The organism is Streptomyces sp. NK15101, from assembly GCF_020400725.1.
Taxonomy (GTDB): domain Bacteria; phylum Actinomycetota; class Actinomycetes; order Streptomycetales; family Streptomycetaceae; genus Streptomyces.
Genome location: NZ_JAINVG010000155.1, coordinates 1 through 8,858, shown reverse-complemented (window position 1 = coordinate 8,858; position 8,858 = coordinate 1). Strand labels below are relative to the sequence as shown.

10 protein-coding genes are annotated in these 8,858 nt (G+C 73.8%); 5 read left to right on the top strand and 5 right to left on the bottom strand.

Features of this window, described 5'->3' with window-relative positions:
• Positions 1 to 64 precede the first annotated feature (64 nt).
• Positions 65 to 448 carry a hypothetical protein gene (locus K7G60_RS37625; RefSeq protein WP_225805465.1) on the top strand — a complete coding sequence of 128 codons (384 nt, stop codon included), beginning with the start codon at positions 65 to 67 and terminating at the stop codon, positions 446 to 448.
• 66 nt (positions 449 to 514) lie between these two features.
• Here the strand turns inward: K7G60_RS37625 and K7G60_RS37620 are convergent, their stop codons facing one another.
• From K7G60_RS37620 to K7G60_RS37600, 5 genes are all read right to left on the bottom strand, one after another.
• Positions 515 to 1,513 carry a hypothetical protein gene (locus tag K7G60_RS37620; RefSeq protein ID WP_225805464.1) on the bottom strand — a complete coding sequence of 333 codons (999 nt, stop codon included), beginning with the start codon at positions 1,511 to 1,513 and terminating at the stop codon, positions 515 to 517.
• A 134-nt stretch (positions 1,514 to 1,647) separates the two neighbouring features.
• Positions 1,648 to 1,863, bottom strand: a complete 216-nt coding sequence (locus K7G60_RS37615; protein WP_225805463.1) for a hypothetical protein — start codon at positions 1,861 to 1,863, stop codon at positions 1,648 to 1,650.
• A gap of 5 nt (positions 1,864 to 1,868) precedes the next feature.
• Complete coding sequence (locus K7G60_RS37610) at positions 1,869 to 2,834, bottom strand: oxidoreductase (protein WP_225805462.1); 966 nt, start codon at positions 2,832 to 2,834, stop codon at positions 1,869 to 1,871.
• Positions 2,835 to 2,870: 36 nt separating this feature from the next.
• Complete coding sequence (locus tag K7G60_RS37605) at positions 2,871 to 3,413, bottom strand: carboxymuconolactone decarboxylase family protein (protein WP_225805461.1); 543 nt, start codon at positions 3,411 to 3,413, stop codon at positions 2,871 to 2,873.
• A 240-nt stretch (positions 3,414 to 3,653) separates the two neighbouring features.
• Positions 3,654 to 3,929, bottom strand: coding sequence for a hypothetical protein (locus K7G60_RS37600; RefSeq protein WP_225805460.1), 276 nt, complete (start codon positions 3,927 to 3,929; stop codon positions 3,654 to 3,656).
• Positions 3,930 to 4,039: 110 nt separating this feature from the next.
• Between K7G60_RS37600 and K7G60_RS37595 the strand changes: the two genes are divergently transcribed.
• From K7G60_RS37595 to K7G60_RS37580, 4 genes are all read left to right on the top strand, one after another.
• Entirely contained in the window at positions 4,040 to 5,035 is a 996-nt protein-coding gene (locus tag K7G60_RS37595) for a helix-turn-helix transcriptional regulator (protein ID WP_225805459.1), read from the top strand.
• A gap of 385 nt (positions 5,036 to 5,420) precedes the next feature.
• Positions 5,421 to 6,650, top strand: coding sequence for a hypothetical protein (locus K7G60_RS37590; protein ID WP_225805458.1), 1,230 nt, complete (start codon positions 5,421 to 5,423; stop codon positions 6,648 to 6,650).
• Positions 6,647 to 7,717, top strand: a complete 1,071-nt coding sequence (locus K7G60_RS37585; RefSeq protein ID WP_225805457.1) for a cupin domain-containing protein — start codon at positions 6,647 to 6,649, stop codon at positions 7,715 to 7,717. The genes K7G60_RS37590 and K7G60_RS37585 overlap by 4 nt, the downstream gene beginning before the upstream one ends.
• A gap of 8 nt (positions 7,718 to 7,725) precedes the next feature.
• On the top strand, positions 7,726 to 8,858 hold a 1,133-nt coding region (locus K7G60_RS37580; RefSeq protein ID WP_225805456.1), incomplete at its 3' end, for an MFS transporter.

The following is an 8,858-nucleotide window of genomic DNA, read 5'->3' as shown; positions in this document are numbered from 1 at the left end:
CCGCCGCCCTGCGCGCCGCCGCCGGCCTCGACTAGTCCCGTCCGCACCTCCGAGAGGAATCACCGTGTCCACGATCATCGCCCCGTCCGAGACCAGCCTCTTCCTGGAGCCCGTCGCCACCGAGCGGGCTCGCCGCAGCGTCGAGGAGATCATGGTCGACTTCCGCAGCGGCGCCTGGCGCCCGACCCGGCTCGAAGGCCGCGTCGCCGAGCTGCTCCTCGCTTCGACCGCCGGGGACGGCATGCTCACCCCCGGCCGCATCCGCGCGGCCCTGTGGGAGGGGAACATCGCGATGACCCACGAGAACGACGGCCGCTTCGCCCAGGTCCTCGCCGACCTCGTTCCCGTCCTGGACGACCCCCAGCTCACCGCCCTCGACCTCGTCGACGCGGCGGGCGAGCTCGTCGGCGCCGTGGCCTCCACCGCCGCTGCCGCCGCGGCGGCCTGACCCTCTCGACGCGAGCGGCCCGGCCGGAGAACCTCCGGCCGGGCCGCTCGCGCGTACGGGGCCCGCTCAGGCAGCCCAGGGCGCCATCGGGTACCAGATCAGGTCGCGGCGGGCCAGGATCCGCAGGTCCCAGTACAGGACCAGGAAGACGCCCGCCGCGATGAACCCCGCCGCCATCAGCGCCGCGGCACGGCTCGGCCGCGCCGTCATCCACCGGTGCAGCCGGTCCCCGAACAGACCGGTCACCAGCAGGAACAGCACCGACATGACGAGGATGTTGCCCAGTGTCTGGAGGCTGAAGGCCACCGACCCGTACAGCACGTTGTGGCTCTGGGCCGTGTCCCGGAACAGCTGGCGGAACAGCGGGAAGGGACGCCCGATGAGGAACGCCCCGATCAGGCCGCCCATGAACAGCATCGGCGCGCTCGGGTACCGCGCCGACAGCCCCGCCAGCGGATCGCGCACGACGCCCAGCGCCGCCAGGCCCAGGTACGTCATGACCAGGCCGATGATCCCGTAGACCACCATCGCCTGGATCAGCCGGCCGGACAGGCCGCCGCCGCCCTGGCTCTGGTCGAACTGGGGCATGTCCCTTCCGGACATCGCGACCAGCATGCCGTACACGGCGGACACGACGACGGCTCCGGCCGCGAGGTGCCCCAGCGGACGCAGCGCGGCGGCCATCCGGCTCCGGCGGGAGTCGGACCGCCCACCGGTCAGCGGCGCCAGCGCGCTGAACACGGCGATGTTGCACGCGGTGAACGTGCCGGCGATGCCCGTCACCAGGGCGAAGAAGACGCCGGCGAGCGCGCCGGAGATGGGGGTGCCCTTGGCGGTGTGGCCCAGCAGCGTGTCCGCGACCGTGTCACCGATGGTCCGGTCGACGAACTTCGCCGACCACACCACGGTCAGGGCGAAGCCGAACAGCGCGCTGACCGCGATGACCAGCGCGCGCCGACGGGGCACGTGGCCGTTGAAGAAGAACGACGGGGCGGGACGGCCGGCGGCCACGGCCCGTTCCGGCCGCGAACCGACGGGGGCGGGCCGCTGCGCTGTCTGCGCCATGACATGCCGCCTTCCATGAGGGGATGGGGGATTACGCGGCGACACGCTAGGCGCGCCGACGCCTCACCGGGGGCCCCGGCGGCCCGTTCAGCACACGGGGAGAACACCCCGCGTCCACTTCGTGAGGTCCCTCCTCACCAGGGCCCGCGGGCCGTGAAGCGGGCGTACCCCTCCGCCTCCGCCGCCCGCACGGGCGGGCCCGCGGCGTCCGCCTGCCAGGCGGCGCCCGTCACGTCCGGCAGCACGGTGTCGAAGTTCCGCCACATCCACGCCCAGGCCGCGACCGGCCCGAACCGGCCCCGCCGGTCCAGGCCCGTGCCCACACCGGCCGCGATGCTCCCCTCCGGCACGCCGCTCACCCCCGCGCGCCCGTCACCGGACACACCGCCACCGGCGGCTCCGCCACCCCGGGGGCCGGCGGGAACGCGTACCGCACGCCTGTCAGCTCCTCGGACAGTCGCCAGAGCCGGGCCCGCGCCGCCACGTCCCGGGACGCCCGGCTGGAGCGGGCCGCGGCGGGCGCGCCCCGGCTCTCGAAGAGCCTCGACGGGCCGAGATGGGCGCCGCCCGGCACACCCGGGTCCGTGGCCGCGCGCAGCGACGGCAGCGCCGCCCGGTCCGCGGGCTGGGCCAGCCACCGCAGCCCCGCCGCGGCCACCGGCCGCAGGAACCGGGGCGGATCGCCCTGCCACAGACCGGTCGGGGACAGCCCCGGATGCGCGGCGAGCGAGGCCGTGGCCGCGTCCGCCGCGGTGAGCCGGTCCTGCAACTCCCGCGCGAACAGCAGGTTGGCGAGCTTGGAACGCCCGTACGCCGTCAGCGACCGTCGCCCGGTCGACGACCGCGCCCCGGCCTCGTCCAGCGCCCCCAGACCCGCCCGGTGCGCGAGGCTGGCGACCGTGACGACCCGGGAGCCCGGCACCGCCGCCATCAGATCGAGCAGCAGACCGGTCAGCGCGAAGTGCCCGAGGTGGTTGACGCCGAAGTGCGCCTCGAAACCGTCCTCGGTGCGCCGGTACGCGGGGAACATCACCCCGGCGTTGTTGACCAGCAGGTCCAGGCGCTCGTACCGGCCGCGCACCCGCGCCGCCGCCTCCCGCACCGAGTCCAGCGACGCCAGGTCCAGCCGGACCACCTCGGTGCTGCCGCCGATGCGGGCGGCGGCCGCCCGGCCCCGCCCGACGCTGCGGCAGGCGAGCAGGACGTGCGCCCCGCGGGCCGCGAGCACCCGGGCGGTCTCCAGACCGATGCCGCCGGAGGCGCCGGTGACCAGCGCGGTCCTGCCGCTCTGGTCGGGAATGTCTGTGCGGGACCAGGCCATGTCAGCCTCCTGGGGGAAGACGGCGCGGACGGGACGTCAGCGCGCGGCGCCGTAACCGTGGTGGACGATGATTCCAACCTTCACGTCGTAGAAGGACGGATCGGACGGAACGTCCGTGGCCAGACCGTTCACGTACCGGTTGAACATCGCGAACGCGGCCGCGATCAGGACCGTGTCGTGGATGTGGCTGTCCGTGGCGCCCTCGGCGCGGGCCGCGGCGATCGCCCCGTCGGAGACGGGAGCCGCCTTCGCCTGCACCTCGGCGGCCACCTTCAGCAGCGCCCGCAGCAGCGGCGTGATCGCCGCCGTGTCGGGGTCGGCGAGCACGGACGCCACCAGCTCGGCGCCGCCCTCCAGTTGCGCGGCCGCGAACGCGCTGTGCGAACCGGCACAGAAGGCGGTGCGGTTCAGGTGCGACACATAGGCGGCGATCAGTTCGCGCTCGCCCCGGATCAGCGGCGACGGACCACTGCGCAGCAGGGTCTCGGCGAGCTCCGACAGCACGCCCGCGGTGTCCGGGCGCTGGGCGAACAGCCCGCTGATGCCGGGAAGATCATGGGTGATCTCGATGTGGGGCACCGGCGCGTCCTCGTCTTCGCGTGGGGTACGGACGAGCTCATCGTCGGGACCCGCGGACCGGCCGGCCAACTCCCAGGGTGCGGACCTCGCCCCGGACGGCCGCCGCCCGGCTCCGCACGCAGAGAGAAGCGTCGCGCCGCCCGCTAGTCCAAGAATGAGGACGTGGCAAGGAGCATCCCGCGGTACGCGGAGACTTGGGCAGGTGGTCGCGCCGGTACGGGCACGACCCGCCGCCCGGCGTCATGCCTCCACGGGCCCGGCGAGCCGCCAGCCGCCCAGCGCGGGCGACAGCGCCAGAGCGCGCCGGCACACGGTGCGGCACCGCCGTACGGCGCTCGCCTCGTCGGGAGCCAGCAGGAAGGCGACACCCCGGGCACCGGCCCGGCTCGCGTGGACCCGTACGTGCTCCACGCCGTCACCCGGCCCGCACGCCGCCCACAGCTCGGCCAGCAGAGCGTCGGAGGACAGGTCCGGTGCTTCCGGCGGCTTGGCGAAGACGAACTCGACGAGGTGCACACGCCGAGTGTGCCGCACACCACCGGCCCCGCCCCAGACCCGGCGAGGCCACGAACATGCCGTGGCACGCACGTGCCCCGGCGTCCACGGACGACCGCGGGGGGACGCTGATGCTGCGCGTACTGGGACTCGACCTCGGCACGGAGGCCGTCTACCGGCTGATGCTGGAGCACCCCTCCTGGGGCGTGGACCGCCTCGCGGAAGCCCTGGACACCGACCGCCCCACCGTCGCCCGGGCCCTGGACACCCTCGCCGACCTCGCGCTGCTGCGCTCGACGGAAACCGGCGACGCCTCCGGCGCCCTGCGGCTCGTGCCGCCCCGGGCCGGCCTCGGCGCGCTGCTCGAACGCCGCCAGAACGAACTCGCCCGCACCCAGCTGGAGATCGACGCGAGCCGCGCCGCGGTCGCCGACCTCCTCAGCGACTACGCGGCGCTCGGCCGGGACCCCAGGGACGGCGTCGTGGAACGCTTCAGGGGAACCGAGGCCGTCCAGCGCCTCCAGACCGACCTCACCGGCCGGGCCCGGGGCGAACTCCTCGCCCTCGCCCCCACCACGGTGTCCGGCGGCGGCCCCTGGGAGATCGACGTCCCCCTCCACCTCGACCTGCTCGCCCGGGGCGTACGGGTCAGCGTCCTCCACCTCGACAGCACCGGCGGCACCCCCGAGCGCCGGAGGGCGGTCCGCCGGCTGACGCAGGCCGGCGCGGAGATCCGCACCCTGCCCTCCCTCCCCCTCCAGCTGCGGATCGTCGACGGCGCGAGCGCCGCTCTCCCCCTGGACCCGGACGACCCCGACCAGGGGGCCGTCCTCCTGCGCGAACCCGGAGCCCTGACCGGCTTGCGCGCCCTGTTCACCCATCTGTGGGACCAGGCGGAACCCCTCCCGGACGCGGACGGCGAAACCGGCGAAACGGCCGCGTACTCGCCGCAGGAACGAGCCCTGCTGCGATTCCTCGCCGAAGGACTCACCGACGAGGCGGCCGCCCGCAGGCTCGGCATCTCCCTGCGCAGCGAACGCCGCATGATCTCCGGCCTCTCCGAACGGTTCGGCGCCCACAGCCGATTCCAACTCGGCCTCCAGGCCGCCCGCAGCGGCCTCGTGTGACACAACGATGCCAAGGACATTCTGTGCCAAGGAAAAGTGCTGACACCCCTCTTGATTTCGTGTCAGAGTAATTTCCAGAACGGACCGGAAAGCACAGAGAATCCCACCCAGCCGGACGGGCCGCTCGATTCCAACTGAATGCTCCAGAATTTCCCGCCGCCCCAGCGGGAGAACACTCGTGAATCACCGAACGGAAAGGAATGAATGACATGGAGAACGAGAAGAACCTCGTCATGGAGATCCTCGAGGACGACAACTACGACTTCGAGGCCGAGTTCGGCCCGCGTCAGGACGTCGGCCACTGAGGCCCGCACCGTAACGCGGCCGGTCGTCCAAGGGACAGCCGGCCGCGTCGGCCGTTTTCCCCGAACGAGTGGTGAGTTGGATGAGCATCGACACGCAGATCTGGAAGACGTTCGCGGCGGAGCACGCCCCGGACTTCGCCCGCACCGTGTTCCTCCCCGGCCTGGTCGCCGACCCCGGACACCTCGCGCGGCTGATCGACGACGGCCTGCGCACGGCGACCCGCCACGCCCCCGGCGACCTGCGCCTGCGCGCCTTCCGCCCGGGCGCCTTCGACTACCGGCTCACCAAGCGCTTCGTGGACACCCCCGTCGCCGACGAGGAGAGCGCCGTCGACTGGCTGGCCCGCACGGCCGACGGCGACGAGGAGTGCCTGGCCGTCAACGACATCTCCTCCTGGAACCTCGACCTGGCCGCCGAGGTCGCCCGGCTCGTCGGAGAGCTCGTCGCCGACGGCACCCACGAACTGCCGTCCGGCACCGACGCGTACACCTTCGTCGCCCACTCCGGCTGGACCCCGTTCGGCATCCACAAGGACTCCGAGCCCTCGCTCATCTTCCACCTCGGGCCTTCCCCCAAGGAGGTCTGGGTCTGGCACGACAACCCGTTCGACGCGTCCGACATCACGCCCAGCCCGTCGTTCGGCCGCATCACCTTCGACATCGAGGAACACCTCGCCACCGCCGAGCGTCACCTGCTCCAGCCCGGCGACTTCCTCTGCATCCCCCGGGACACGTACCACGTGTTCCGCAACCTCGGCCCCTCCGCGTTCCTCGGACTGACCCTCTACCCGGCCAAGACCCGGGCCCTGATCACCGAGGCCCTGTGGCGCGCCGCCCGCCCGGCAGGGGCCCTCGCCGCCTACCCGGCCGCCGACGAGATCACCGACCGCGCCCGCACCCTGCTCGCCGACGACGCCGACACCCCCGGAGCCCCGCTCGCCGACCGCGTCGCCCACGAGATCGCCCTCGGCCAGCTCCGCCTGCGCACCAACGGCTACGTCAGCCGGCCCCACCCCGCCGCGCTGCCCCGCACCGCCCCCGCCCCCCACGCCCCGCTGCGCTGGGCCCGGCCCGGCGTGGTCGCCGCCGCCCCCCATCACCGCGGCACCACCCTCGTCGCCCGCGGCCGCACCCTCATCGTCCCCGGCCCCGGCCCCGACGACTTCACCGACCTGGAGAAGGCGACCGCCTCGGACGCCCCCTTCACCCTCGAAGAGCTCACCGCCGTCCTGCCCGACCTCCTCGCGCCGGAACGCCGCGAGGAGATCGCGCTCAGCCTCTGCGGCGTGGGGGCGGTGACCGCGCCATGACCGGCTTCGACGCCTTCGCCCACGCCCAGGCCCTCCTCGCCGGCCTCGGCGACCGGGAGCCGCACGCCGGCGGCGTCCGCCTCCACGAACCCGCCGCGGACACCGACACCACCGCCCACGAGGCCCTGCTCGCCGGCGTCTGGTCCGCCCTCGCCCGACCAGGGGCCCTCGCCACCAACTTCCGGCTCGTCGAGTCCGGCCGCCAGGTCGACCGCAGCCGCTGGATGCGCTCCCGCGTCGGCGACGGGGAGGTCCTGCACACCTCCCTCGTCCCCGCCTACCTGCACAGCGCCGTCGAACGCGGCGCGACCCTCGTCATCAGCCACCTCGAAGCCCTCGACGAGCGGGTCATGCTGCTGTGCGAGGCCCTCGAATACCTGCTGCGCGCCCGCGCCTGGGTCAACTGCTACATCACCGCCGGCGAGACGTCCGCCTTCGACGTCCACAGCGACGACCACGACGCCCTCGTCCTGCAACTCCTCGGCCGCAAGCACTGGGAGGTCGACTCCCGCGTCGGCGCCCGCTCCCGCGACCTGGCCCCCGGCAGCCTCGACCGCGTCCTCACCCCCGGCATGTGCCTGTCCGTCCCGCGCGACACCGCCCACCGCGTCTCCGGCACCGGCGAGCTCACCGTCCACCTCACCGTCGGCTACGAGCCGTTCGCCGACGTCCGCGAGGAGACCCGCGCCGCCCACGAACTCGTCGGCCGCACCGCCCCCGAGCCCGACCCCGAATGGCTCACCACCCGCCTGGCCATGCGCCCCGACCGCCGCGCCGGAGCCTCCCTGCGCAGCGTCCTGACCGGCGAGGTCAACGCCGGCACCCGCATCCGCTGGGCCAGCCGCTTCCCCCCGTACGTCACCACCGGCGAAGAACACCTCACCGTCACCACCATGGGCCGGCGCATCCGGCTCGACCGCCGCCTGGAGCGGACCGTCGCCCTCCTCACCCGCGGCGGCGCCCTGACCTACGACCGGCTGGCCGCCGACAGCGACCTGCCCGACGCCGACCTGCGCGCCCTGGTCGCCTTCGGCGCCCGCAACGACTTCCTGATCTGCGAAGGATGACCCGCCCCGTGCTCACCGCCACCCTCAAGGACCAGGCAGCGATGTTCCGCGAACGCCGCTTCGCGACGTTCTTCGCGGGTCACGTCGTCTCCAAGCTCGGCGACGCCCCCGTCCCCGTCGCCTTCGCCCTCGCCGCCTACCAGGTCTCCCACTCGGCGGCCGCGCTCACCTGGGTCCTGCTCTCGCTGTGGGGAGCACGCTTCTTCCTCGTCGCCACCGGCGGCCGGCTCGCCGACCGCCACGACCGGCTCAAGGTGATGATCGGCGCCGACCTGCTGCGGCTGTTCGCCCAGGGCGCCCTCGCCGTCGTCGCCGTCTCCCCCCTGCCGCTGCAGAGCTGGCACCTGTGCCTGTCCGCCGCCCTGTACGGCGCGGGAACCGCCCTGTACAACCCCGCGCAGATCGGCCTGACCCCCGAACTCGTCGCCGAGGACCGCCTCCAGCGCGCCAACGGCCTGCTCTCCCTCGTCGCCGACGTCGGCTTCCTCCTCGGCCCCGTCCTCGCGGGCGTCCTGATGAGCACCGTCGGCTTCTCCTGGATCCTCTGGCTCGACGTGGCCTCCTTCGCCGTCAACCTCCTCTGCCTCCTGCGCCTGACCCGCCTGCACACCCCCCTCCGGCGCACGGCCCCCGCCCCCGCCCCGGACACCCCCGCGGACGCCGCCGGAACGGACGCCGCGAACGCCGACACCGACCACCGCTTCCGCGCCGGATTCGCCGTCATGGCCCGCTACCCGTGGTTCTCCTTCGGCATGGCGCTGTGGTTCGTCGTCTCCCTCGGCATCGGCCTGACCGCCGTCGCCGGACCCGTCATCGCCGTCGAGTCCCTCGGTGGCGCCGGAGCCTGGTCCGTCCTCGCCACCTGCCTCGCGATCGGCTCCCTCCTCGGCTCGCTCGCCGTCATGTCGACGACGAAACAGCACCCCTGGAAGGCCGCCGCCGTCGTCGTCACCCTCGGCGCCGTCCTGCAGTTCACCGCCCTGACCCTGCGCGACGAACTGCCCACCGCCGTCCTCGGCGCCACCTTCGCCCTGTGCGCCCTGACCACCGCCGCCTGCGGCATCGTCTGGGACACCGCCTACCAGAGCGAGATCCCCGAGCGGTACCTCTCCCGCCTCGGCTCCGTCGACAACTTCGTCAA

What these genes read in the sequence shown, in the direction of transcription:
- K7G60_RS37620 (WP_225805464.1), bottom strand. Translation starts at nt 1,513, where the DNA reads ATGGCGCAGACAGCGCAGCGGCCCGCCCCCGTCGGTTCGCGGCCGGAA.
- K7G60_RS37610 (WP_225805462.1), bottom strand. Translation starts at nt 2,834, where the DNA reads ATGGCCTGGTCCCGCACAGACATTCCCGACCAGAGCGGCAGGACCGCG.
- K7G60_RS37595 (WP_225805459.1), top strand. Translation starts at nt 4,040, where the DNA reads ATGCTGCGCGTACTGGGACTCGACCTCGGCACGGAGGCCGTCTACCGG.
- K7G60_RS37590 (WP_225805458.1), top strand. Translation starts at nt 5,421, where the DNA reads ATGAGCATCGACACGCAGATCTGGAAGACGTTCGCGGCGGAGCACGCC.
- K7G60_RS37585 (WP_225805457.1), top strand. Translation starts at nt 6,647, where the DNA reads ATGACCGGCTTCGACGCCTTCGCCCACGCCCAGGCCCTCCTCGCCGGC.